The organism is Micromonospora sp. NPDC049044 (assembly GCF_040649215.1).
Lineage (GTDB): Bacteria > Actinomycetota > Actinomycetes > Mycobacteriales > Micromonosporaceae > Micromonospora.
Window position 1 is genome coordinate 1 of record NZ_JBEZFA010000066.1, and the last position, 23,179, is coordinate 23,179.

The window sequence follows — 23,179 nt, forward strand, 5'->3', positions numbered from 1 at the left end:
GCCCTCGGCGCTGCCGAGGGGCTTGCCCAGCAGCAGGCGAACGTACTCCGACCCGATGAATCCGGCTCCGCCGGTGACGAGGATCCTCACGGGTCGGGAAGTGTACGCGAAGTTGGGTGCGGTACGCGGGGCGCGACCCCCCCGCGCATCCTGCTTCTTTGCCGCTAGGCTGCCCCGGTGCGTGGAATCCTACTTGCCGGTGGCACCGGTTCTCGGCTCTGGCCGATCACCCGTGCGGTTTCTAAGCAGCTGATGCCGGTCTTCGACAAGCCGATGGTCTACTACCCGCTCTCCACCCTGGTGATGTCCGGGGTGCGGGAGATCCTGGTGATCACGACTCCGGACGACCAGGAGCAGTTCCGTCGGCTGCTCGGCGACGGCAGCCAGTTCGGGCTGCGGTTGGAGTACGCCGCGCAGGAGCGCCCGGAGGGCATCGCGCAGGCCTTCATCCTCGGTGCGGACTTCATCGGCGCGGAGTCGGTGGCGCTGATCCTCGGCGACAACATCTTCCACGGTGGTGGCCTGGGCCGGCAGTTGGCCGCCCACGGTGACCCGGTCGGCGGGCGGGTCTTCGCCTACCAGGTGGCCAACCCGCAGGAATACGGTGTGGTCGACTTCGACGACGCCGGTCGGGTGCTCTCGATCGAGGAGAAGCCGGCCCGGCCGAAGTCCCGCTACGCGGTGCCCGGCCTCTACTTCTACGACAACCGGGTGGTGGACATCGCCCGCAAGCTCACCCCGAGCGCCCGCGGCGAGCTGGAGATCACGGCGGTCAACGAGGTGTACCGGGAGACCGGGGAGCTGTCGGTGACGGTGCTTGATCGCGGCACCGCCTGGCTGGACACCGGCACGTTCGCCTCGATGATGCAGGCTGCCGAGTTCGTCCGGGTGGTCGAGGAGCGGCAGGGCCTGAAGATCGGTTGTGTCGAGGAGGTGGCCTGGCGGGCCGGCCTCATCGACGACGACCAGCTGCGCGCGCTGGCCACGCCGTTGACCAAGAGCGGTTACGGCGACTACCTGCTCGGTCTGCTCGCCGAGCCGAACGGCCGCCACGGGGTGGCCTGGTGAAGATCCGGGAGCTGAGCATCGAGGGCGCCTGGGAGATCACCCCCCAGCAGCACGGCGACCCGCGCGGCATGTTCATGGAGTGGTACCGCTTCGACAAGCTCGCCGACGTGGTGGGGCACCCGCTGCGGCTGGCCCAGGCGAACCTGTCGGTCTCCGCCCGGGGCGTGGTACGCGGCATCCACTTCGCCGACGTCCCGCCGGGGCAGGCCAAGTACGTCACCTGTGTGCGTGGTGCGGTGCTCGACGTGATCGTGGACCTGCGGGTGGGCTCGCCGACCTTCGGCCGCTGGGAGGGCGTCCGGCTGGACGACACCGACCGTCGGGCGGTCTACCTCAGCGAGGGGCTCGGGCACGGTTTCTGCGCGCTCACCGACGACGCCACGCTGAGCTACCTCTGCTCGGCCAGCTACAACCCGACCGGCGAGCACGCGGTGCACCCGCTGGACGGGGAGTTGGGCATCGAGTGGCCCGCCGACGTTCCGCTGCTGTCGGCGCGGGACGACGCGGCGCCGACGCTCGCGCAGGCCCGGGAGAGCGGCCTGCTGCCGGAGTACGACAACTGCCGGCGGTTCGTGGCGAGCCTCGGTCCGGACGGAATGTCGCACTCAACCGGTATGTGACCGCCCCCGGAGCACGACCTGTGGTGCGACAGTGACGAACCGGGCCTCCGGGCGGCTAATGTCACACCATGGAGCGGCGAATCTTCGGCCTCGAGACCGAGTACGGCGTCACCTGCACCTATCGCGGGCAGCGGCGGCTGTCCCCGGACGAGGTCGCGCGGTATCTGTTCCGGCGCGTGGTGTCCTGGGGTCGGTCGAGCAACGTCTTCCTGCGTAATGGAGCCCGGCTCTACCTGGACGTCGGGTCGCATCCGGAGTACGCGACACCGGAGTGCGACTCGGTGACCGACCTGGTCGCCCACGACCGGGCCGGCGAGCGGATCCTGGAGGGCCTGCTCGTCGACGCGGAGAAGCGGCTGCACGACGAGGGCATCGCGGGTGAGATCTACCTGTTCAAGAACAACACCGACTCGGCCGGTAACTCGTACGGCTGCCACGAAAACTATCTGGTCTCCCGGCACGGGGAGTTCGGCCGGCTCGCCGACGTGCTCATCCCGTTCCTTGTCACCCGGCAGTTGATCTGCGGGGCCGGAAAGGTCCTGCAAACCCCGCGCGGCGCTGTCTACTGCCTGTCGCAGCGGGCCGAGCACATCTGGGAGGGCGTCTCCTCGGCGACCACCCGCAGCCGTCCGATCATCAACACCCGCGACGAGCCGCACGCCGACGCCGAGCGCTACCGGAGGCTGCACGTCATCGTCGGTGACTCCAACATGAACGAGGTCACCACGCTGCTCAAGGTCGGCACCGCGGACATCGTGCTGCGGATGATCGAGGCCGGGGTGGTGATGCGCGACCTGTCCCTGGAGAACCCGATCCGGGCGATCCGGGAGGTGTCGCACGACATCACCGGCCGGCGCAAGGTGCGGTTGGCCTCCGGTAAGGAGGTCAGTGCCCTCGACATTCAGCAGGAGTACCTGGCCAAGGCCACCGAGTTCGTCGAGCGTCGCGGCGGCGACCAGGCCGCCAAGCGGGTCGTCGAGCTGTGGGGCCGGGTGTTGAACGCTGTGGAGACCGGCGACCTGGAGCCGGTCTCCCGGGAGATCGACTGGGTCAGCAAGCTGCGGCTGATCGAGCGCTACCAGCGCAAGCACGACCTGCCGCTGTCGCACCCCCGGGTGGCGCAGATGGATCTGGCCTACCACGACGTGCGTCGCGGTCGCGGCCTCTACGGGCTGCTGGAGCGCCGCGGTGAGGTCGACCGGGTGGCCACCGACCCGGAGATCTTCGAGGCCAAGGAGACCCCGCCGCAGACCACCCGGGCCCGGCTGCGTGGCGAGTTCATCCGGCACGCCCAGGAGAAGCGGCGGGACTTCACCGTCGACTGGGTGCACCTGAAGCTCAACGACCAGGCGCAGCGCACTGTGCTCTGCAAGGACCCGTTCCGGGCGTACGACGAGCGGGTGGAGCGGCTGATCGCCAGCATGTGACGGGTCGGCCGGCCCCGGTGGTGTCATCCGCCGACGGGGCCGGCCAGCCCGCCGCGCCGAGCGGCTAGGCTGAGCGCGCCATGACGACTTCTGGACCTTCCGACCGCCCCGAGCGCGGCGTCGAGCGGCAGAACTGGGTCGAACGCCGGCGGGAGAAGATCCGCGCCGAGGTGGACCGTAACCGCCGCGGTGAATACACAGTGCCAACCTGGGTCCTGGCCCTGGCCCTGATCCTCATCGTAGGCGGCTGGCTAACCCTAATCCTCCTGGCCTAACCCCACCCCACCCCACCCCACCCACCCAGCCCCACCCAACCCCCAACCCCACCCCCCACCCCCCACCCGGGCCCCCGGCCCGCTCGTGTCGATCATGAAGTTATCGTCACGACACGCCGAGGCATCGGGCAATAACTTCATGATCAACGGGATGGGGCCGGGGGTTAGGGGAGCAGGGGGTTGGGGGTTAGGGGAGCAGGGTTGCCGCGTGGCGGCCGGCTGCTGCGGCGGCCAGGAAGTACGCGTGGTCGGCGTCCAGGCCTCGGCCCATCGTGGACAGGGGCACGGTGCTGGCGCGCAGCGCGGCGTCGAGGCCGGCGGTGGGCACCCGGACGATCCGGTGTCGGGCCCTCAGCGGGGTCAGCGACGCGTCCACCTCGGCGGCGAGGGCCGGGTCCAGGTCATCGGGCACGACCAGTTCCGCCGGGGCGAGCGCCACCCGGCCGTACGCGGTGAGGCTGTGGTGCGACACGCCCCGGTGCCGGGGGCGGGGGTCGGCGGCGGAGATGCGCAGGGAGCCGACCGGCCGGCCGCCCAGGGTGGCTGTCGCGTTCACCGCCTCACCGACGGCGACACCGGAGAACCCCCACCGGGTGCCGGTGCCCAGGTTGCCGGGCCCCTGGGCGACGATTGCCACGTCGGCGCCGAGCACGTGCCGGGCGGCGAGCAGCCCGCCGTGCAGGGTGGTCGCCTCCAGGTCACCGCCGAAGGCCTGCCCGACGCTGATCGTGCCGGCCAGGTCGGCGCGCAGTCCGGCGAGGGTGCGGGAGAACCAGGCGGGCAGCGCCCCGCCGTCGGTGAGCAGATACGCCACCCGCGCCTGCGGGGCGTCGGCCCGGATGCCGGTCAGGATCGCCGGCAGCGCCGAGTGCAGGTCGGCGGTGACCACCGGCAGGCCACCCAGGTCGTCCGCGTCGGCGAGCACCGCGCGGTGCGGGGATGCCTCCTCGTCGACGCCGAGCAGGATCGGCTGCAACGGGGTGTAGCGGGCCTTGACCAGGTGCCCGGCGTCGCGGGTGTCGCCCGCCTCCGGCGGGTCCGCCGGCAGCCGGTCCGGCAGGGCCACCACCAGGGCGTACCCGCCGGTGCCCAACCCCATCAGCAGTGCGCCGGCGTTGAGCAGCACCCGGTCGCCGACCTCGGGGGTGCCGACCAGTTCCGGGTAGGCGAGTGCCCGCATCCGGGTGCCGTCGGGCAGGTCGACGTCGAGCTCCACCGCCCCGGTCCACTGCCGTCGCAGCGTCGCCACCGTCCCCGTACGCCATCGCACCATGACGGGCACGCTAGCCGCGTGGCCCCGACGGTCCGCGCCCGGGTGCGGCGCTGGTGGCGGATCAGGTCGGCTCGGGGCCGCCGGCGTCCGGGGTCGGTCCGGCCTGGGTGTGTCGGGCGGTGCCGGTGGCCCCCGGCAGTGAGCGGGTGGGGTCGAGGAACACGAAGCGGATCTCCGGGTACCGCCCGGTGAGCTGTCGCTCGGCCTGGTCGGCGGTGGCCTCGATCTGCGCGCCGGTGGCCTCGTCGCGGAAGTCGACCTTCGCGGCGACCAGGATGTCGTCCGGGCCGAGCTGCATGGTCAGCAGCGTGTCGATGCGCTCCACCTCGGGCAGCCCGCGCAGCTCCTGCTCGATCTCGTGGCGCAGCCGCTCCGGAACCGCCCGGCCGACCAGCAGCGACAGGTTGTTGCTGGCGAGGATCCCGGCGACCGTCAACAGCAGCAGACCGATCAGGATCGAGGCGACGCCGTCCCACACCTCGTCGCCGGTGGCGTGTGACAGGCCGACGCCCGCCCCGGCCAGCAGCAGGCCGACAAGCGCCGCGCTGTCCTCCAGGAAGACCGCCTTGACGGTGGTGTCCGCGGTCAACCGCAGGAACCGCCGCGGCGTGGTGCCCCAGCGCTTCGACTCGTTGCGGACCTGCCGGACGGCCCGGGCCAGGGAGATCGACTCGATGACGAACGACACCGCCAGGACGAGGTACGAGACCAGGTAGTCGCCGCTGTGCTCGTGCACCAGGATCGTGGTGACGCCGTGGGTGACGGCGAAACCGGCACCGGCGACGAAGGTGAACATCGCCGCGAAGAACGCCCAGACGTAGCTCTCCTTGCCGTACCCGAAGGGATGTCGTTGGTCGGCCGGCCGGGAGCCGCGGCGCAGCGCCTGGAAGAGCAGCACCTCGGTGGTGGTGTCGGCGAACGAGTGCGCGGCCTCGGACAGCATCGCGGCCGACCCGGAGATCACCCCGGCGATCAGCTTGGCGATCGCGATGGCGAGGTTGGCGACACCCGCGACGATCACCGTGCCGACGCTCTCACTGCCCGGCCGGGGCTCCGCTTGCGACATGAGGATCACCCTATGACCGCTGCTGGTGCCGCGCCGGAGGAGGCCCGATCCGAACAAGTGTGCGGCACGCCCGCGTGGGTGCACGTCGTGGGCGCGTCGGCTGCTAGCGTCTACCGGGTGTCGCGGACCCGCACCGAACGCCTGGTCAACCTGGTGATCTGTCTGCTGTCCACGCGACGGTTCCTGACCGCCGCGCAGATCGCCGCGACCGTGCCCGGCTACGAGCACGATCCCGACGACGCGCGCGACCACGAGGCGTTCCAACGCAAATTCGAGCGGGACAAGGCCGAGCTGCGCGAGTTGGGTGTGCCACTGGAGACCGGCACGGCGAGCGCCTTCGACCCCGAGCCCGGCTACCGGATCGCGCACCGCGAGTACGCGCTGCCCGACATCCTGCTGGAGCCCGACGAGGCCGCCGCGGTGGGCATCGCCGCCCGGCTGTGGCAGCACGCCGGGCTGGCCGCCGCCGCGTCGTCCGGGCTGGCCAAGCTGCGCGCCGCCGGGGTGGACGTGGACCCGCAGGCCACCCTGGGTCTGGAGCCGATGGTCACCGTCGATCCGGCGTTCGCGCCGCTGACGGCCGCGGCCCGGGACCGCCGCGAGGTCGGTTTCGACTACCGGGTGCCCGATCGGGACGCGCCCAGCCGACGGCGGTTGCAACCGTGGGGCGTGGTCTGCTGGCGCGGCCGGTGGTATGTGGTCGGCCACGACCTGGACCGGGCGGCGACCCGCTGCTTCCGGCTGTCCCGGGTGGTCGGCGCGGTCCGGGTGACCGGGGTGCCCGGCGCGTACGAGCCGCCGCCGAACGTCGACCTGATCAGCCACGTGGCCCGCTGGTCGGGTCCGGTGGAGCGCACCGGCCGGGCCACAGTGCTGGCCGCGCCGGGCCGGGCCGCCGGGCTGCGCCGCTGGGCGGTGGAGGTGAGCACCGGGCCGGACGGCGACCGGTTGGTTCTGCCGTACGCGGACCCGGACGGGTTGGCCGGCCACCTCGTCGGCTACGGCCCGGACGTGCGGGTGCTCGACCCACCGGAGGTCCGCGAGGCGGTCATCCAACGACTCAAGGAGATCGCCGTCCGGCACGACGAACTGGCCGCCACCGGGGGTGCCCGGTGACCCGCCCGGCCGCCCGGGGCGGTTCCCGCGCGTCCGCCGACCGGCTGGCCCGCCTGCTCAACCTGGTGCCCTACCTGCTGGCCCGACCCGGCATCGAGATCGCCGAGGCGGCCGGTGATCTGGGCGTGACCGAGCGCCAGCTCCGGGAGGACCTGGAGTTGCTCTGGGTCTGCGGGCTGCCCGGCTACGGCCCCGGCGACCTGATCGACATGGCGTTCGACGGTGACCGGGTGACGATCACCTACGACGCCGGCATCGACAGGCCGCTGCGGCTCACCCCGGACGAGGCCCTCGCGCTCGTGGTGGCGTTGCGGATGCTCGCCGAGACGCCCGGGGTGGCCAACCGTGAGGCCGTCGAACGGGCCCTGGCGAAGATCGAGGACGCGGGTGACCTGGTGGGTGCCCCCGTGGCGGTCCGGCTGCCCGGCGACACCCGGCGGGTCGAGGCGCTGCGGGCCGCCGTGGCGGGCGGCCGGGCGCTGCGGATCACCTATTACACGGCCGCCCGGGACGAGACCACCGAACGGGTCATCGACCCACTGCGGATGCTGATGGTCGGCGGCCGGGCCTACGTGGAGGCGTGGTGTCGGCGCGCGGAGGCGGTCCGGCTGTTCCGGGCCGACCGGATCGACGCGATCACCGAGCTGGCCGAGCCGGTCACCGTCCCGCCGCAGGCCGTTCCGCACGACCTCACCGAGGGGGTCTTCCGCCCCTCACCCGACCTGCCGCTGATCACCCTGCGGATCGGCCGCAGCGAGCGGTGGATCACCGAGTACTACCCCTGCGAGCGGGTGGAGGCCGGTGACGGCGACCAGTGGCTGGTCTCCCTGCGGGTGACCGACCTGGGATGGGCCCGTCGGTTCGTGCTGGGCCTCGGCCCGGACGCCGTCGTGGTCGCCCCGGTCGAGTTGGCCGAGCAGGTGCGGGCCGCGGCGGCCGCCGCGCTGGACGCCTACGCGGTGCCCGCCCCGAGTGCCGCGCCCCGGCAGCCCGAGGTGGCCCCGGAGATCACGCCGTCGGGTGACCCGGCGGTGGCCGGCCGCACCCAGTAGGCTGACCGCCGTGCTGATCTGGATCGTGCTCGCGGTGGTGCTGCTTCCGCTCGTGGCGCTCGCGCTGGCCGTGCGCCCGGTGTTGACCCGGCTGCCTCGGCTGCGCCGGGCCGCGTTGGCGTTGCAGCGGCGGGCCGCCGAGGCCGAGGCGCTGCGGGAGACCGCCGAGGTGTTGCAGCAGCGCGCCGAGGATGTCCAACGCCGGCTCGACACCACCTCCGACCGACTCGCGGTAATCAAGGCAAAGCGCGGCTGATCGCGCCGCACCTGGCGATGGTTGACGATCATCGCGCGTTGGTCAAGACTTCACCCTTCGGGTCGAACCACCCCCACCCGGCGGGTGGCAGGCAGCCGATCCGCACGTACGATGGGCTGCGTACCACCCCCGGACACAGAGCGACTGGAGCTTCTCATGGGTGCCCTCAAGCCGTGGCACATCGCTGTTCTCGTGGTTGTGCTGATCCTGCTCTTCGGTGCGAAGCGGCTTCCCGACGCTGCTCGTTCGCTGGGTCGGTCGCTGCGGATCATCAAGGCCGAGACCAAGAGCCTGCAGGACGACGACCGCGACCTCGCCGAGAAGGCCGACGCGCAGGCTGGTTACCAGCCGTTGCCGCCGCACGCCGGGCAGCAGGCGCCGTACGCCGGGCAGCCGCAGCAGGCGCCGTACCAGCAGGCGCCGGCGCAGCAGCCGGTCGTCGACCCGGTGCACCGCGTCCGCGACAACTGACCGAAGGGCCCCACCACCGTGGCCTTCGCACTGCGTAAACGCGCCCCGAAGTCGTTCGAGCGGGCCGCCGACGGCTCGATGACGCTCATCGAGCACGTCCGGGAGTTGCGTGACCGGTTGTTCCGCGCCTCGCTGGCGATCGTGGTCGGTCTGATCGTCGGTTACTTCCTGGCGCAGCCGGCGTTCAACCTGCTGAAGGAGCCCTACTGCAGTTTGCCGGGCGCCAGGGACGCGCTCGGCAACTGCCGCGAGTTTCTCCAGCTGTCTCCCGCGGACGGCTTCATCCTGAAGCTGAAGCTGGCGCTCTGGATCGGCCTGATCGTCGGGGCGCCGGTCTGGCTCTACCAGCTTTGGGCGTTCATCGCGCCGGGGTTGCACCGGCACGAGCGCAAGTGGGCGTACGTCTTCGTCGCGATCGCGGCGCCGCTGTTCGCCGGTGGTGCTGTGCTTGCCTACCTCGTCGTGGACAAGGGGCTGGCGTTCCTGCTGGAGGCGGGCGTCACCGGCCTCTCCACCCAGCTGGAGGTCACCCGCTATATCTCGTTCGTCACGAACATGATCCTGTTGTTCGGGGTGGCGTTCGAGTTCCCGCTGATCCTGTTGATGCTCAACTTCACCGGGGTGGCCAGCGCCCGCCGGTTGTTGAGCTGGTGGCGCGCGGTCATCTTCATCTCCTTCGCCTTCGCTGCCATCGCGACACCTGATCCGGGTCCGTTCGGCATGACGCTGCTGGCGCTGTCCCTGTCACTGCTCTACTTCGTGGCGGTGGGCGTCGCGTTCCTCAACGACAAGCGCCGTGGGCGGGGCAAGGAGATCTACGCCGGCCTCGACGACGACGAGGTGTCGCCGTTGGAGTTCGACGCGGATCCGGTCGTGGCCGGGCAACGGGTGGACGCGACAGCGCCGATCGGCGTACCCGAGCCGATCGCCAAGCCCGCACCGATCGAGCGACGCTACGACGACATGACCTGACGGCCCGCGCCGCCCGGTCAGCCGACGCCGTCCCCGTTCGCGGGGGCGGCGTCGCCGTGTTGCCGGTGGCGACCGTGCCTGCCCCGGTGCGCGTCGGGTGTCCGACCGGTACGGTGCTGCCCGTGACCGCAGACGATCACCTTCCCGGCCGGCCCGCGGGCGGCCCGGTCGACGGCGCCCGGCGCGCTGGTGGGCCCGTGGCCGTGCTCGCCAACCCGAGCGCAGGCCGGGGGCGGCACCGCGCCCTGCTGCCCCGGCTGCTGGACGGGTTGGCCGCCGCCGGCCGGCCGGTCCGGGTGCTGTCGGCGGCCGGTCCGGAAGCGGCGGAAGCGGCCTGCCGGGCCGCCGTCGCCGACGGCATCGGCGCGCTCGTCGCGATCGGCGGGGACGGCACCGTGCACCGGGCGATGCAGGCGGTCGCCGGCACCGACGTGCCGTTCGGCCCGGTGCCGGCGGGGACCGGAAACGACTTCGCAGTGGACACCGGTTTTCCCGCCGACCCGGTGACGGCGGTGGACGTGATCGTGTCGGCGCTGCGGGCCGACCGCACCCGGGTCGTCGATCTCGCCCGGATGGTCGGGGCCGATGGCGCCGAGCGTTGGTTCGGTGCGGTCCTCGCTGCCGGGTTCGACGCGATAGTCAACGAGCGGGCCAACCGGATGCGTTGGCCGCGCGGTCCCCGCCGCTACGACCTGGCGATCCTGGTCGAGCTGGCCCGGCTGCGGCCCCGCCGCTACACGCTGCGCCTCGACGGGGTGCCGCACGAGCTGGACGCGGTGCTGGTGGCGGTGGGCAACTGCCCGACGTACGGCGGCGGAATGCGGATCTGCCCCGACGCGGACCCGACCGACGGGCTGCTCGACGTGGTGGTGGCGGGTCGGGTCGACCGGCGGACCCTGATCCGGGTGAAGCCGCGCATCTACCAGGGCACCCACGTCAGCCACCCCCTGGTGACCAGCTACCGGGCCCGCACCGTGGAGTTGGCCGCCGAGGGCATCGTCACGTACGCCGACGGGGAGCGTTCGCTGACGTTGCCGGTGACGATCAGCGCGGTCCCGGAGGCGCTGCGGCTGCTGCGTTGACCCGTACCGCTCCGATGCTCGCCGCGATGACAAGCACGATGGCGACGCACTCCAGCAGGGTCAGCGCCTGGCGCAGCACCAGCCAGCCGGCGAGGGTGGCGACGGCCGGGCCGAGGCTCATCAGCACCGCGAAGGTGGCGGTCGGCATGCGCCGCAGCGCCAGCAGCTCCAGGGTGTACGGCAGCCCGGAGGCGAGCACCGCGAGGGCGGTACCGAGCGCCAGCACCTGCGGGTCGAGCAGCACCGCGCCGCCGTCGACGATGCCCAGCGGCAGGGTGACAAGCGCGGCGAGGGTAAGCGCCAGGGCCAACCCGTCCGCGCCGGGAAACCGTCCGCCGACCCGGGCGCTCAACACGATGTACGCGGCCCACATGGCGCCCGCACCGAACGCGAAGGCCACCCCGATCGGGTTCAGTCGGTCGAAGCCGCCCTGCCCGAGCAGCGCCACACCGGCCAGGGCCAGCCCCGCCCAGCCCCAACTGGCACGTCGTCGGGCGCTGAGCACCGACAGTGCGAGGGGGCCGAGCACTTCGAGCGTCACCGCCGGACCCAGCGGGATGCGTTCGATGGCCTGGTAGAACAGCGAGTTCATGCCGGCCAGCGCCAACCCGAATCCGCCCGCGGCGAGCCAGGCCGACCGGCCGTACCCGCGCAGTCGGGGCCGGCACACGACGAGCAGCAGCACCGCAGCGATGGTCAGCCGCAGGGTCACCGCGCCGGCCACCCCGGTACGCGGGAAGATCAGCGCGGCCACGGCGGCGCCGAACTGGACCGACAGCGCCCCACCGAGCACCAGCCCCACGGCGACGACACCACCGCGGCGCTGCGGGGCCGCGCTGGCTGGGTCCGGGGCGGGTAACAGGGTCTCGGTCACCGCCATGACGCTAGGCGGTCGCCCTCGATCGACAGGCGGCGGCGTCTGTATCCGGAATCATCGATGCGTCGGCTATCCTGCCCGGGACGGTATTGATCCACAGTTGGGAGCTGGCATGCGCCTCGACCTGGTCACGGTCTCCGCCTCGCCGCGAGCGCACGCCCGGTAACTGATCGGGTACCGCCGGGGGGACGTCCTCCGGTGCTCTGGTGCTCCTCGCCGCGACGCGGTCTCACGACGACCGTTTCCTTTCCTGGCTCGAGGAGTTCTTTTGCGTACCCGTGTATCCGCGCGTCTGGGCGCGGACTTCACCAGGCTCTGGACCGCTGCGGCGGTCTCCAACGTCGGCGACGGGGTCACCATGGCCGCCGGCCCGCTACTTGTCGCCTCCGTCACCGACAACCCGGCCCTCGTGGCCGGATCCGTCGTCGCACAGCAACTGCCCTGGTTGCTGTTCGCCCTGATCAGCGGCGCCTACGTCGACCGACTCGAACGGCGGCGCATCGTCGTGGTCGTCAATCTGGTACGCGCCGCGGCCCTGGCGGCCCTGTCCGTGACCATCGCGACCGGGACCGTCACCGTCACCGTCATCTACGCGGTGCTCTTCCTGCTGGGTACGGGCGAAACCCTCGCGGACACCGCCCTGGGCGCCCTGCTCCCGGCGGTGGTGACCCCCGAGCAGCTACCGACGGCCAACGCCCGGCTCTACGCGAGCTTCACCATCGGGAACCAGTTCGTCGCGAAACCGCTTGGTGCGTGGTTGTTCGTCGTCTCGGCGGCGGTTCCGTTCGGCGTCGACGCGCTCACCTTCGCGGCGTCCGCGGTGCTGATCGGGGGCATCCGCCGAGTCCCACCGGTGGCGGTACCCGACCGGCCGAACTCGCTGCGCGCCGAGGTGGTCGCTGGTGTGCGGTGGCTGTGGCGGCACCGCCTGCTGCGGACCCTCGCGCTCAGCATGGGCTTGAGCAACATCGCATTCGGTGCCGCGTTCGCCGTGTTCGTTCTCTACTGCCGGGAGCGGTTGGGTGTCTCTGCCATCGGCTACGGCGTCCTGTTGACCGCGTTCGCGGTCGGTGGCCTGTCCGGTACGGCAGTCGCCACCACACTGACGCGTGTGCTCGGCACCGTGACCGTGTTGCGGATCGGTCTGCTCATCGAGATCGCGACGCAGGTCTGCCTCGCGATCACGACGAGCGTCTGGGTGGCCGCAGTGGTCCTTGTCGTGTTCAGCGTCCACGCCATGGTCTGGGGAATCACCGTCACCTCGGTCCGGCAGCGGGTCGTGCCGTCGCACCTGCGGGGCCGGGTCGGCAGTGCGTACGCGTTGCTTGACCTTGGCGGGGCCGCGCTGGGCTCCCTGATCGGCGGCCTGCTCGCCAGCGCCTGGTCGCTCACCACGCCGTTCTGGGCGGCCGCCGCCGCGATGGCGGCGATCACCGTCGTCGCCTGGCGGCCCCTGCGCGAAGCGGCAGCCGGCTGAGCGGCACCGGTCCCGGGCGGCGACGTGACGCCGTTCGGGGCCGGGCTGCCCCGGCCGCGGTGTTCGCCGACCCGGTGTTACCGGCTGACGGCCGCCGGTCAGTCCGGCAGGGCGAGGTCGAGTACGGCGCCCAGCCCGTTCTCCCGACCCGGGTCGGCGGTGGGGAGCACCAGCACCGCGCAGCCGGCGGCCACCGCGCCCGCGTCCGCCGGGGTGTCGCCGACCATCAGGGTCTGCTCCGGGTCGACGCCGAGCATCCCGCAGGCCCGCCAGAAGATCGCCGGGTCGGGCTTGCAGCGCCCCACCTCGTACGACAGTACGAACGCGTCGACCAGGTCGGTCAACCCCCAGGCGTCGAAGTGCGGCCGCAGGTCGAAGCCGATGTTGCTGACCACCGCCACCGGCACCCCGGCGTCGCGCAACGCGGCCAGGGTGGGCGCGGTGTCCGGATACGGCAGCCAACCGTCGGCGGTGAGCAGCCGATCGTAGAGCGCGTCGGCGAAGCCCTCGATGCCCGCGTCGACGGTCTCGGCCAGCCCGGTGTACGCGCCCCGGTGGGCGTGCTGATAGAGATCCCGGTCGGCCCACAGCTCGGCGAGCCGGGGTGGCACCCGCGCCGGCAGCGGCCCGCCGGCCCGCCCGGCGGTCAGCAGCCGGTCGGCCAGCGAGGTGGCGCGGACCCGGTCCAGGGTCACCCCGCACGCGGCGGCGGCCTCCAGCACCCATCGCCGGGGCTCCTCCACCTGGGCCAGGGTGCCGTGGAAGTCGAAGAGGACCGCCTTGACGGGCCGTCGGGACGCCCGGCGGGCGGCGGGCTCGGAGCTGCCCGGCGGACGAGTCTGGGGCGGTTCGGCATGGTCCGGCACGCCGTGCACCCTACCGACCGCCTCGGACGGCCCAACCGGACGGCCTTGTCGGGTGCCCTGTGCCGGCACGCACTAATCTTGGTGCCATGTCGAGCCCCGCCGAGCGGTACGCAGCGGCGCGCCGCCGGGCCGCACAGGCCGCAGAGTTTCCGGCGCTGGACGAGTTCGCCCTTGACCTGGGGTTCGACCTCGACGATTTCCAGCGCGAGGCGTGTCAGTCGTTGGAACGGGGTAGCGGGGTGCTGGTCTGCGCCCCCACCGGAGCCGGCAAGACGGTGGTGGGGGAGTTCGCGGTCCACCTCGCGTTGCGCGGGCGGCCTGACGACCCGGTGCCCGGCGAGGACCCACCGGCCCGGCGCAAGTGCTTCTACACCACGCCGATCAAGGCGTTGTCCAACCAGAAGTACCACGATCTGGTCGCCCGGTACGGCGCCGAGCAGGTCGGCCTGCTCACCGGCGACAACGCGATAAACGGCGACGCGCCGGTGGTGGTGATGACCACCGAGGTGCTGCGCAACATGCTCTACGCGGGGTCCAGCACGTTGCAGGGCCTGGCGTACGTGGTGATGGACGAGGTGCACTACCTGGCCGACCGGTTCCGCGGTGGGGTGTGGGAAGAGGTGATCATCCACCTGCCCGCCTCGGTCACCCTTGTCTCGTTGTCGGCGACGGTGTCGAACGCCGAGGAGTTCGCCGACTGGCTGGTCACCGTACGCGGCGAGACCGCCGTGGTGGTCAGCGAGCACCGGCCGGTGCCGCTGTGGCAGCACATGCTGGTCGGCAAGCGGATGTTCGACCTGTTCCACGACGCGGACGCCGCCCGCAAGCACGACGTGCACCCGGAGTTGCTGCGCTACACCCGGGAGACGGCGCGGCGGTTGGAGCTGGGCGAGGGGCGCAGCGCGGGGCCGGGTGCCGGTCGGCGGGGCCCGCGCTGGCGCGGTCCGCTGCGCCCGGACATCGTCGACCGGCTGGACCGGGAGGGCCTGCTCCCGGCGATCCTGTTCATCTTCAGCCGGGCCGGATGTGCCGCCGCGGTGCAGCAGTGTCTCGCCGCCGGGCTGCGGCTCACCTCGCCCGACGAGCGGGCCGAGATCCGCCGGGTGGTCGAGTCCCGGGTGACCGCCATTCCGGGCGAGGACCTGTCGGTGCTCGGTTACTGGGAGTGGCTCGACGGCCTGGAGCGGGGCCTGGCCGCCCACCACGCCGGCATGCTGCCGGTGTTCAAGGAGGTCGTCGAGGAGTTGTTCGTCCGGGGCCTGGTCAAGGCGGTCTTCGCCACCGAGACCCTGGCGTTGGGCATCAACATGCCGGCCCGCTGCGTGGTCCTGGAGCGGCTGGTCAAGTACAACGGTGAGGCGCACGTCGACCTGACCCCGGGGGAGTACACGCAGCTCACCGGCCGGGCCGGCCGCCGGGGCATCGACGTGGAGGGGCACGCCGTGGTGGTGTGGTCCCCGGAGACCGACCCCCGGCACGTGGCCGGGCTTGCGTCCACCCGCACGTACCCGCTGCGCTCCAGTTTCCGGCCGTCGTACAACATGGCGGTGAACCTGGTCGGCACTGTCGGCGTGGAGCCGGCCCGGGCGCTGCTGGAGTCCTCGTTCGCCCAGTTCCAGGCGGACCGGTCGGTGGTCGGTCTGGCCCGGCAGGTGCAGCGCAACACCGAGACCATCGACGCGTACGGCGTCGAGGCCGCCTGTCACCACGGCGATTTCGACGAGTACTTCGCACTGCGAATGGCCATCGCGGACCGGGAGAAGGCGATCGCCCGACAGGGGCAGACCCAGCGCAAGGCCGCCGCGGTGGCGTCGCTGGAGCGGCTGCGGATCGGTGACGTGATCCGGGTGCCGGCGGGCCGGCGGGCCGGGTTGGCCGTCGTGCTGGACCCGGCGACCGGCGGGTTCGGCGAGCCGCGCCCGCTGGTGCTCACTCAGGACCGGTGGGCCGGGCGGGTCAGCCCTGGCGACTTCACCACCCCGGCGGAGGTGCTGGCCCGGATCCGGGTGCCCAAGCACTTCAACCACCGTTCGCCGGCCGCCCGCCGGGATCTCGCCGCCGAGGTCAGTGGCACCGGCCTGGACCGGCACGCCGGCCGGCGGGGTGGTCGTTCCCGGCAGCCGGCCGGCGAGGACCACCAGATCGCCCAGCTCCGCACCGAGCTGCGTAACCACCCCTGTCACGGCTGCCCGGAGCGCGAGGACCACGCCCGCTGGGCGGAGCGCCGGCGGCGGCTGGAGCGCGACACCGAGGAGTTGCGCGAGCGTGTGTCCGGGCGGACCGGGTCCCTCGCGCGGACCTTCGACCGGATCGTGGCGTTGTTGACCGACCGTGGTTACCTCGCTCGCGACGGCGCGGTCACCGACGCCGGCCGGATGCTCGGTCGGATCTGGACCGAGGCGGACCTGCTGGTCGCCGAGTGCCTGCGCCGGGGGGTGTGGAACGGCCTGTCCCCGGCCGAGTTGGCCGCCGCGGTGTCGGTGGTGGTCTTCGAGGCACGTCGCGACGTCGACGAGCGGGCGTCGTTGCCGCGCGGGCCGGTGGCCGACGCGGTGGACGAGACGATAAAGCTCTGGAGCGAGATCGAGGCCGACGAGGCGACCCGCGGGCTGACCGCGACCCGGGAGCCGGATCTGGGCTTCGCCTGGCCCGTCTACCGGTGGGCCCGGGGCGAGGCGCTGGCCAAGGTGCTCGGCAGCGGTCACGAGATCGACGGCGAGATGCCCGCCGGCGACTTCGTCAGGTGGGCGCGCCAGGTTGTCGACCTGCTCGGCCAGCTTGCCGACTCCGGCGGCGCCTCGGCGGAGTTGCGGTCCACCGCCCGGCAGGCCATCGCGGCCGTGAACCGGGGCGTGTTGGCGTATCACACCACTGCCTGACGGTCACAATCAGTAACGATCGCCGAGGAAACCGACGCGTCGGACAGTCACCATGACGGCACCCCCCGAATATGCTGGGGGCGCTGTCGTGCCTGGTCACGCCACCCCTGATCATTGCCGAGCGCCTTATGCTGACGCGCCGGTAACGAACGGGAGAAGGCCGCTGTGGCGGACATCAATCACTTTGAGTACGGGTGGATCACACCCGCGTTGAGCTACGTGTTGTCCGTGCTCGGTTCGATCCTCGGGCTGGTGTGCGCCGGGCGCATCCGGACCGCGCGCACCGCCCGCCAGCGGGCCTCGTGGGGTCTGCTGGCGGCCTGGGCGCTCGGCGGCACCGCCATCTGGGCGATGCATTTCATGGCCATGCTGGGCTTCGCCGTCGAGGGCACCCGGATCCGCTACGACGTGCCGCTGACCGCGGCGAGCACGGCCATCGCCGTGCTGGCGGTCGGCATCGGCCTGGGCATCGTGGGCACCGGCCGGTTGAACCCGGTACGCCTGGTCGCCGGCGGCATCTTCACCGGCGCCGGGGTGGCCTCCATGCACTACACCGGGATGGCGGCGATGCGCCTCAACGGCAGTCTCGGCTACGACACCATCCGGGTGGTGCTCTCGGTGGTCATCGCGGTCGTGGCGTCCACCGTCGCGCTGTGGCTCGCGATGACCGTCCGACGTGGGTTGGCGATCTTCGCCTCCGCGCTGGTCATGGGCATCGCCGTGAACGGCATGCACTTCACCGGGATGAGCGCGCTGTCGGTGCACCGGCACGAGGGTGTGGCAGGGGTGACCGGCGCCCAGGCGAGCACGCTGCTGGTGCCGATCATGGTGGCGGTGATCTTCGGCGTGGTCGGTCTGCTCTATGCGCTGCTCGCCGCCCCGACCGACGACGACCGGGCCGCCGCCGCGTACCTGGACGGGCGACGGGTCGCGCAGCCGGCTGCCGCGACGCCCGCCGCCGCCCCGGACCCGGTCGGGTTGCGCGCCCGCTCCACCCTCGGTCAGCCGGGCACCGCGTTTCCGTCCCGCCGGGACACCCCACCGCGCTGACGGGGACACGGCGCGGCCGGTGCGGGGTCAGGTCGTCGGGCGGTCGGACCGGCCGCCGTCGATGCTGAGGGTGGCCAGCAGCCCGGGGTGGTCGGTGGACCCGCGCATCGCCACCGTCCGGCGGCAACAGAGGCCGATGTCGGTGGTCGTCAGCATGTGTTGCCGCGCGCCGTCGTCGATTCGCTGGTGACCCGGTGGCGCGCAGGACCGCACATCGGGGTCGCCGCCGGCGCGGAGGTTGAGGTCGCCGCTGAGCAGGACGGGCAGCCGTCCGGCGCGGCCTCGGATCGTCGGCAGGATCGTGTCGAGCAGTTGGCGGCACTGGGCGAGTGCGACAGCGTAACCGGTGGCCGCCAGATGTGTGGTGCAGGCGAGCAGGACCGCGTCGACCTCGACGCAGAGCCAGGCCCGTTCCTCGGGGTCCGCGAGGTCCTGCGTGGGGTGGATCCCGCGGTACACGGCCGGGGCGGTGGCCGGCGCCCGCACCCGCGTCAGCAGCCCCACCCCGTACGGCTGGCCGTTGCGGCAGCGGGTGTCGCCCCCGCTGGGGCGGTCACCGGCGGGCTGGAACGCGGAGACGACCCGCCGCCCGGTGTGCACCGTCGCGAACACCCGCGCCAGCTCGGCCACGTCGTCCTGGCAGATCTCGTTGAGGGTGACCAGATCGGGCGCCTCGGTGCTGATCACCTCGGTGGCCCGCCGCACGGCGTGGCCGGTGTAGCAGCCGGCGCGGCCGCTGTTGCAGAGGTTCAGCTGCAACACCCGCAGGACCGTCGGCCCGGTGTGCTCCGTCGGCCTGGTCACCGACGACCCGGCGGGCAGTCCGGCGGCGGCGATCAGGCAGCCGACGGCCAGGGCCCGCCGCAAAAGACGGTGCGAACGGCGGTCGGCCACGCGGCCTCCGGGTGCAGCGGGCGACAGTCTTCGCCGAGGTGCCCGTGATTCTACTGACGGTCGCCCGCCGCGCGGATGGCCGAGGGGGTACCCGCGGTGCGCGTACCCCCTCGCTGACTCAGTGGGCGCGGACCGCGACGACCGTGTACGGCGTTGTCGGTGTCGGCGGTGTGGTGAACCGGCCGTTGGGCAGGTAGAGCCGGCCCAACGCCTCGGCGACGGTGGTGGGCACGTCGAAGTTCGGGTCGGTGATGGTGCCGGTGAGCGTGCCCGTGGTGCCGGCCCGGTCGAGCGTGGCCACCGCGATCCGGTTGAGGCTGTTCTGCACGACGTAGAGGGTGTGGCCGCGCCGCAGCAGCCCGTCGCCGTTGGTGAAGGTGTAGCCGGGCACGTCCACGGCGGTGGTGGCGCCGGTGGCCGGGTCGACCCGGTAGAGCGTCCCGGTGTTGGACTGGACGATGATCAGCGCCTGGCCGTCCGGTGTGGTGGTGATGCCGTTGATGTTCACGCCGGTGCCGACCTGCTGGTACGCGCCGGTCAACGCGATGTTGCCGAACCCGTCGGCCGGCGGCAGCGCGCCGCCGCGACCGAACGGCAGCCGGTAGAGCACCGGGCGGTTGGAGTCGGTGAAGTACGCGGCGTCGCGGGTCAGGATGACGTCGTTGACGAACGTCGGGGCGGTGGCGAACTGGTAGCGCGCCAGCACCTCGCCGGTGCGGGTGTCGAGCACCCGGGCGTCACCGGCGGTGCCTCCGGCGACGAAGAGCCGGCCGCGTTGGTCGGTCTTGAGACCGAGGGACGGGGTGCCGGTGGCCGCACCGATCGTCGTACCGCGACCGGTGATCAGGTCGACGCGCTGGATGGCGCCGGTGGTCCGGGAGCCGAGGTACGCGTACCGGCCGGCGGTGGCGATGCCCTCGGGTGTGAACCCGTCGGGCAGGGCGAGGACGGTGGGCGGCCGTCCCGCGGGGTGTGCCTGCGCGGGCGTGACGGCGACAGCGGTCAGCAGGGCGGCGGCCAGGGCGCCGCCGAGCGCGGCCCGAAGGGGTCGGTTCACTGTGCTCCTTCCGGGCGGAGCGCGGCACGAGCCGACAGATCCGCCACGATCACTGGGGCCAGGACCCTGCCCACTGTACGACCGCCACCGTCCGAGCGCCCGGCGTGACGGCGCGGTCCTCGGGAGCGACCGCGCCGGCACACCGGCGAGCTGGGCGGATCGTCAGGCGTTGCGGACCAGCCGCCACCGGTTGTCCGCGCTGCCGTTGTCGGAGTCCTGCACCGCCTGCGCACCCATGGCGGTCGACCCGTTCAGGATGGCGAGCAGCTTGTTGCTGTTGACGTTGCGGATCTTGTAGGTGCCGTCGCCGTTGTCAGCGAGGATCCACCGGTGGTCGGCGGTGCCGTTGTCCGCCCACTGCAACACCCGGGCGTTGTCGGCGGTGGACATGTTCTCCACACCGAGCACCTTGCCGCTGTTGCTGTTGCGGAACCGGACCGCGTTGCCGTCGGTCACCACCACCCAGTTGTGGTCGGCGGTGCCGCTGTCGCTCCACTGCACGGCCAGACCACCGTCGGCGGTGGACATGTTCTGTATCCCGAGGACCAGCCCGGTGCCCACGTTGACCAGGCGGTAGCTGCCGCTGGGGCCGCCGCTGCCGTTGGTGTTCCAGTAGACCGTGTAGTTGTAGCCGTGGGCGTCGTAGAAGGGCGCGAGGTTCACAGTGGACCCGTTGGCGCTGGCGGTGAACGCGAGCGAGCTGGTGCTGGTCCGGGTGATCGAGGAGACGGTGAGGGTGGGCAGGGTGCTCAGGGCCGTGTTGCCGTAGTTGCCGGCCAGCACCGTCGGGCCGAACGTGACAGCGCCGACGTTGGCGTTGTCGTTGGCGGCCTTGACGGCGATCTGCATCGGCAGCCGCACGGTGATGGTGTCGCCAGCGGCCCAGGTGCGGGTGACGGTGGCGTAGCTGCCCGGTGTGGTGGTGACGTTCTCCACGGTGCCGTTGACGGCGATCGTCGCCCCGCTGGTCCAGGACGGGATCCGCACCCGGATGCTCCACGAACCGCTCATCGAGCCGCTCAGCGTCAGCGTGGTGGTGTCGCTGACCGGGAAGCTGGTGGTCTGGGTGACGGTGATGCCGCGCTGCGTCCAGTCCAGCACCGACGGTGCGAACAGGTTCACGCTCAGCGTGGTGCCGTTGTAGAAGTAGATGGAGTCCATCAACCTCGTGTTGATCTCCAGGCCGGTGCCCTGGCAGCACCAGAACGAGTTGTAGTCGGTGCTCCAGGTGCCGCCACCCCAGGCCGGGCCGACGCCCCGACGGCCACCCGGTCGCAGCGGGGTGAAGTAGGTGATGTGGCCGCGGCTGTCGGCCGGGTTCTGTCCGCCGATCAGGTGGTTCATCAGCGCACGCTCGTAGAAGTCGAAGTAGTCCGCCCGGTTCGGGTCGAGCAGCCACAGCTCCCGGGTCAGTTTGAGCATGTTGTACGTGTTGCACTGCTCGCAGGTGTCGTTGCTGAGGTAGCCGGCGATCGCGTTCGGCGCCCGGAAGTGCTCCGCCTGGCTGTTGCCGCCGATGGCGTAGGTGTGCGCGCCGACGGTGATGCGCCACGCGTTGCTGGCGATGTCCCGGTAACGGGTCGTCCCGGTGGCCTTGTACTCGCGGGCGGCGCCGATCCACTTGGGAACCTGCGTGTTGGCGTGCAGCCCGTTGAGCTGGTCCTGGCCGGAGGCCAGCGGGTTGAACACCGAGTTGTGGTCGAACCGCTGCGCGGTGGTGAGCCACCGGCTGTCGCCGGTCTGCTGGTAGATGTCGGTGAGCACGTCGTTCATGCCCCCGAACTCGGTGCCCAGCATCGACTGCATCTGGCTGGAGCTGAGCCGGGACGTCCGGGTGTCGACCCAGCCGGCCAGTGACAACAGCACAGTGCGGGCCTGGGTGTTGCCTGTGTGACGCCAGACGTCGAGCAGCCCGGCGAGGGTCTTGTGGATGCAGTAGTAGGGCACGTTGCCGTTGGATAGCGTCCGTGCCTCGAGGGCGGCGAAGTCGGACTCCGGGAAGCCGGAGAGGTAGCCGGCCCCGAATCCGGCGGCACCGTTGTTCGCCTGGCACTTGGCCAACTCGGCGACCATGTAGTTGGCCTTGTCCCGGCAGGTGGTGTCGCCCAGCACCGCGTACGCGTACGCCCACGCGCTCAGGAAGTGGCCCTGCATGTGGGTCCGGAACGGGAAGTTCGGCGCGTCCCAGCCCCCGTTGGTGGCGGCGCCGTTCGTGGACAGCCGGTGGTTGGCGCGGAAGTTGTAGAGCATCCGGTCCACGTCGACGAACCGCAGGTAGTTGAGCGTCCGCGACTGGTTGTCCATCCAGCGGCCGGAGGTCAGCCGCACCTGACCGAGGTCGAACGGGTACGCCGAGACGCCGATGTCCGGCCGGGCCGGCGGGACCACGGCGGCCGCGGCGCTGCCGGCGGCGACTGTGGTGCCGGCAGCGGAGAGCACCACAGAGGCTCCGGCGGCCTGGAGGAGGTGGCGGCGGCTGAGGGGCGGGGGTGGCATGGGAACCTCCGGGGATTTCGGTACGGGACGGTGCGCTACGGGGTGGTGCGGAAGGTGGTGTCCGGGCGGCCCGCGGCGCTCGGGAGGCTCGGTGCGCCGCTGGCGGTAGCCGCGGCGGACAGTGCGCCCAGGGTGAACGCGCGTCGAGCGGACGAGCTGCCACCGTGGACGCCAGTGGCACGCCCGCGGGAGGCCTAATCGTGGCACATCAATGTGATCGCTAACATAGTTCGTCGTTAACACGCCCGCAACCCCCGAGGGCCGCCGGGTGGGCCGCCCCGGGTGCGCCGGTTTCGGCGCCGGACCGCCGGACCGCCTGGCGGGGAGTGGTCGAGGAGCCAGGCGGGTCCGAAATCGGCGGTATGGGGCTTGTCGCCGGCAGCTGGTAACAGTGCGTAACGGGCGGCCGTCGACCGGGGGTCGAGCCGCGGCTCCGTTGACGCCTGCCGCGCCGCTCAGTACGGTGCATCGTAAATCTTGGATGTCGTAGTCGATACATCAATGCTGCGGTGTGGTTACGACGGTCATCGCACGACGCGCAAAGCCCAGCTCATCGGCGAGGGGAGGTGTCGACCAACCCCTGTTAGCGCTAACAGGGTTGTCGACCGCGCCGCTTCACCGGGTACGGCGAAGCCCGCTTCCCCACGGCAGCCAAATGGCGGCGGCCCGTCGTCGATTCAGACCCGCGCCCGGCACACTCTCGGTGGGAGTAGATGTGAACGTGAATGCTCGAACCACAACCCGGACCAGTCGCTCGGCCAGGCGGGTCATCGCCTGGCTGGCGAGCCTCCTCTGCGTCCTCGCGCTGGCCCCCGCCGGTGTCGCGAAGGCGGACAATCCTATTGTTCAGCATATTTATACGGCTGATCCGGCGCCGTTGGTTTACAACGGTCGGGTGTATGTGT

Annotated in this window: 20 protein-coding genes and 1 pseudogene; 14 read left to right on the forward strand and 7 right to left on the reverse strand. The window is 71.8% G+C overall.

Going from position 1 to position 23,179, the window contains the following annotated elements; translation table 11 throughout:
* Positions 1 to 177 precede the first annotated feature (177 nt).
* The 4 genes from rfbA to AB0B85_RS32555 all read left to right on the forward strand — a co-directional run bounded on the left by rfbA (position 178) and on the right by AB0B85_RS32555 (position 3,390).
* Entirely contained in the window at positions 178 to 1,068 is an 891-nt protein-coding gene (gene rfbA, locus AB0B85_RS32540) for a glucose-1-phosphate thymidylyltransferase RfbA (RefSeq protein ID WP_357413419.1), read from the forward strand.
* On the forward strand, positions 1,065 to 1,688 hold the full coding sequence (gene rfbC / locus AB0B85_RS32545) for a dTDP-4-dehydrorhamnose 3,5-epimerase (RefSeq protein WP_357413421.1): 624 nt from the start codon (positions 1,065 to 1,067) through the stop codon (positions 1,686 to 1,688). The genes rfbA and rfbC overlap by 4 nt, the downstream gene beginning before the upstream one ends.
* 68 nt (positions 1,689 to 1,756) lie before the next feature.
* Complete coding sequence (gene pafA, locus AB0B85_RS32550; RefSeq protein WP_074309747.1) at positions 1,757 to 3,115, forward strand: Pup--protein ligase; 1,359 nt, start codon at positions 1,757 to 1,759, stop codon at positions 3,113 to 3,115.
* Positions 3,116 to 3,195: 80 nt separating this feature from the next.
* Positions 3,196 to 3,390, forward strand: a complete 195-nt coding sequence (locus AB0B85_RS32555; protein WP_357413424.1) for a hypothetical protein — start codon at positions 3,196 to 3,198, stop codon at positions 3,388 to 3,390.
* A gap of 187 nt (positions 3,391 to 3,577) precedes the next feature.
* Here AB0B85_RS32555 and AB0B85_RS32560 read toward each other — a convergent pair whose 3' ends face one another.
* Complete coding sequence (locus AB0B85_RS32560) at positions 3,578 to 4,663, reverse strand: DUF3866 family protein (protein WP_357413426.1); 1,086 nt, start codon at positions 4,661 to 4,663, stop codon at positions 3,578 to 3,580.
* 61 nt (positions 4,664 to 4,724) lie between these two features.
* On the reverse strand, positions 4,725 to 5,729 hold the full coding sequence (locus tag AB0B85_RS32565; RefSeq protein ID WP_357413428.1) for a cation diffusion facilitator family transporter: 1,005 nt from the start codon (positions 5,727 to 5,729) through the stop codon (positions 4,725 to 4,727).
* 117 nt (positions 5,730 to 5,846) lie between these two features.
* On the opposite strand from AB0B85_RS32565, the gene AB0B85_RS32570 reads away from it, so the two are divergent.
* The 6 genes from AB0B85_RS32570 (at position 5,847) to AB0B85_RS32595 (ending at position 10,678) form a co-directional block, all read left to right on the forward strand.
* Positions 5,847 to 6,845, forward strand: a complete 999-nt coding sequence (locus AB0B85_RS32570; protein ID WP_357413452.1) for a WYL domain-containing protein — start codon at positions 5,847 to 5,849, stop codon at positions 6,843 to 6,845.
* Entirely contained in the window at positions 6,842 to 7,897 is a 1,056-nt protein-coding gene (locus AB0B85_RS32575) for a YafY family protein (RefSeq protein ID WP_357413430.1), read from the forward strand. The genes AB0B85_RS32570 and AB0B85_RS32575 overlap by 4 nt, the downstream gene beginning before the upstream one ends.
* Positions 7,898 to 7,907: 10 nt before the next feature.
* Positions 7,908 to 8,153, forward strand: a complete 246-nt coding sequence (locus AB0B85_RS32580) for a hypothetical protein (protein ID WP_357413432.1) — start codon at positions 7,908 to 7,910, stop codon at positions 8,151 to 8,153.
* A gap of 156 nt (positions 8,154 to 8,309) precedes the next feature.
* Positions 8,310 to 8,624 (forward strand): Sec-independent protein translocase subunit TatA, encoded by a 315-nt coding sequence (gene tatA, locus AB0B85_RS32585; RefSeq protein ID WP_007459946.1) that lies wholly within the window; start codon positions 8,310 to 8,312, stop codon positions 8,622 to 8,624.
* Between the two features lie 18 nt (positions 8,625 to 8,642).
* A complete protein-coding gene (gene tatC / locus AB0B85_RS32590) occupies positions 8,643 to 9,596 on the forward strand; it encodes a twin-arginine translocase subunit TatC (RefSeq protein ID WP_357413434.1) in 954 nt (317 codons plus the stop codon).
* Between the two features lie 197 nt (positions 9,597 to 9,793).
* On the forward strand, positions 9,794 to 10,678 hold the full coding sequence (locus tag AB0B85_RS32595) for a diacylglycerol kinase family protein (protein WP_357413454.1): 885 nt from the start codon (positions 9,794 to 9,796) through the stop codon (positions 10,676 to 10,678).
* Here the strand turns inward: AB0B85_RS32595 and AB0B85_RS32600 are convergent.
* Positions 10,641 to 11,558, reverse strand: a complete 918-nt coding sequence (locus AB0B85_RS32600) for an EamA family transporter (protein ID WP_357413436.1) — start codon at positions 11,556 to 11,558, stop codon at positions 10,641 to 10,643. The two genes, AB0B85_RS32595 and AB0B85_RS32600, sit on opposite strands and share 38 nt — an antisense overlap.
* 265 nt (positions 11,559 to 11,823) lie before the next feature.
* On the opposite strand from AB0B85_RS32600, the gene AB0B85_RS32605 reads away from it, so the two are divergent.
* Positions 11,824 to 13,032, forward strand: a complete 1,209-nt coding sequence (locus AB0B85_RS32605; protein ID WP_357413438.1) for an MFS transporter — start codon at positions 11,824 to 11,826, stop codon at positions 13,030 to 13,032.
* Between the two features lie 98 nt (positions 13,033 to 13,130).
* On the opposite strand, the gene AB0B85_RS32610 is transcribed toward AB0B85_RS32605, so the two are convergent.
* Positions 13,131 to 13,898, reverse strand: coding sequence for an HAD-IA family hydrolase (locus AB0B85_RS32610; protein WP_357413440.1), 768 nt, complete (start codon positions 13,896 to 13,898; stop codon positions 13,131 to 13,133).
* 86 nt (positions 13,899 to 13,984) lie between these two features.
* On the opposite strand from AB0B85_RS32610, the gene AB0B85_RS32615 reads away from it, so the two are divergent.
* Positions 13,985 to 16,777: a DEAD/DEAH box helicase gene (locus AB0B85_RS32615; protein WP_357413442.1), complete on the forward strand. Its 2,793-nt coding sequence runs from the start codon at positions 13,985 to 13,987 to the stop codon at positions 16,775 to 16,777.
* 165 nt (positions 16,778 to 16,942) lie between these two features.
* Positions 16,943 to 17,827, forward strand: coding sequence for an MHYT domain-containing protein (locus AB0B85_RS32620; protein ID WP_357413444.1), 885 nt, complete (start codon positions 16,943 to 16,945; stop codon positions 17,825 to 17,827).
* A 27-nt stretch (positions 17,828 to 17,854) separates the two neighbouring features.
* On the opposite strand, the gene AB0B85_RS32625 is transcribed toward AB0B85_RS32620, so the two are convergent.
* The 3 genes from AB0B85_RS32625 to AB0B85_RS32635 form a co-directional block, all read right to left on the reverse strand.
* Positions 17,855 to 18,721: an endonuclease/exonuclease/phosphatase family protein gene (locus AB0B85_RS32625; RefSeq protein ID WP_357413446.1), complete on the reverse strand. Its 867-nt coding sequence runs from the start codon at positions 18,719 to 18,721 to the stop codon at positions 17,855 to 17,857.
* 118 nt (positions 18,722 to 18,839) lie between these two features.
* Positions 18,840 to 19,778, reverse strand: coding sequence for a superoxide dismutase (locus AB0B85_RS32630; protein WP_357413448.1), 939 nt, complete (start codon positions 19,776 to 19,778; stop codon positions 18,840 to 18,842).
* Between the two features lie 162 nt (positions 19,779 to 19,940).
* Complete coding sequence (locus tag AB0B85_RS32635; protein ID WP_357413450.1) at positions 19,941 to 22,274, reverse strand: beta-L-arabinofuranosidase domain-containing protein; 2,334 nt, start codon at positions 22,272 to 22,274, stop codon at positions 19,941 to 19,943.
* Positions 22,275 to 22,989: 715 nt separating this feature from the next.
* Between AB0B85_RS32635 and AB0B85_RS32640 the strand changes: the two are divergent.
* Positions 22,990 to 23,179: pseudogene (locus tag AB0B85_RS32640) on the forward strand (hypothetical protein); the annotation flags it as partial.

Coding starts and splice junctions, on each gene's coding strand:
- AB0B85_RS32565 (WP_357413428.1), bottom strand. CDS start 5,729: ATGTCGCAAGCGGAGCCCCGGCCGGGCAGTGAGAGCGTCGGCACGGTG.
- AB0B85_RS32635 (WP_357413450.1), bottom strand. CDS start 22,274: ATGCCACCCCCGCCCCTCAGCCGCCGCCACCTCCTCCAGGCCGCCGGA.
- AB0B85_RS32615 (WP_357413442.1), top strand. CDS start 13,985: ATGTCGAGCCCCGCCGAGCGGTACGCAGCGGCGCGCCGCCGGGCCGCA.
- AB0B85_RS32600 (WP_357413436.1), bottom strand. CDS start 11,558: ATGGCGGTGACCGAGACCCTGTTACCCGCCCCGGACCCAGCCAGCGCG.
- AB0B85_RS32555 (WP_357413424.1), top strand. CDS start 3,196: ATGACGACTTCTGGACCTTCCGACCGCCCCGAGCGCGGCGTCGAGCGG.
- tatA (WP_007459946.1), top strand. CDS start 8,310: ATGGGTGCCCTCAAGCCGTGGCACATCGCTGTTCTCGTGGTTGTGCTG.
- AB0B85_RS32560 (WP_357413426.1), bottom strand. CDS start 4,663: ATGGTGCGATGGCGTACGGGGACGGTGGCGACGCTGCGACGGCAGTGG.
- pafA (WP_074309747.1), top strand. CDS start 1,757: ATGGAGCGGCGAATCTTCGGCCTCGAGACCGAGTACGGCGTCACCTGC.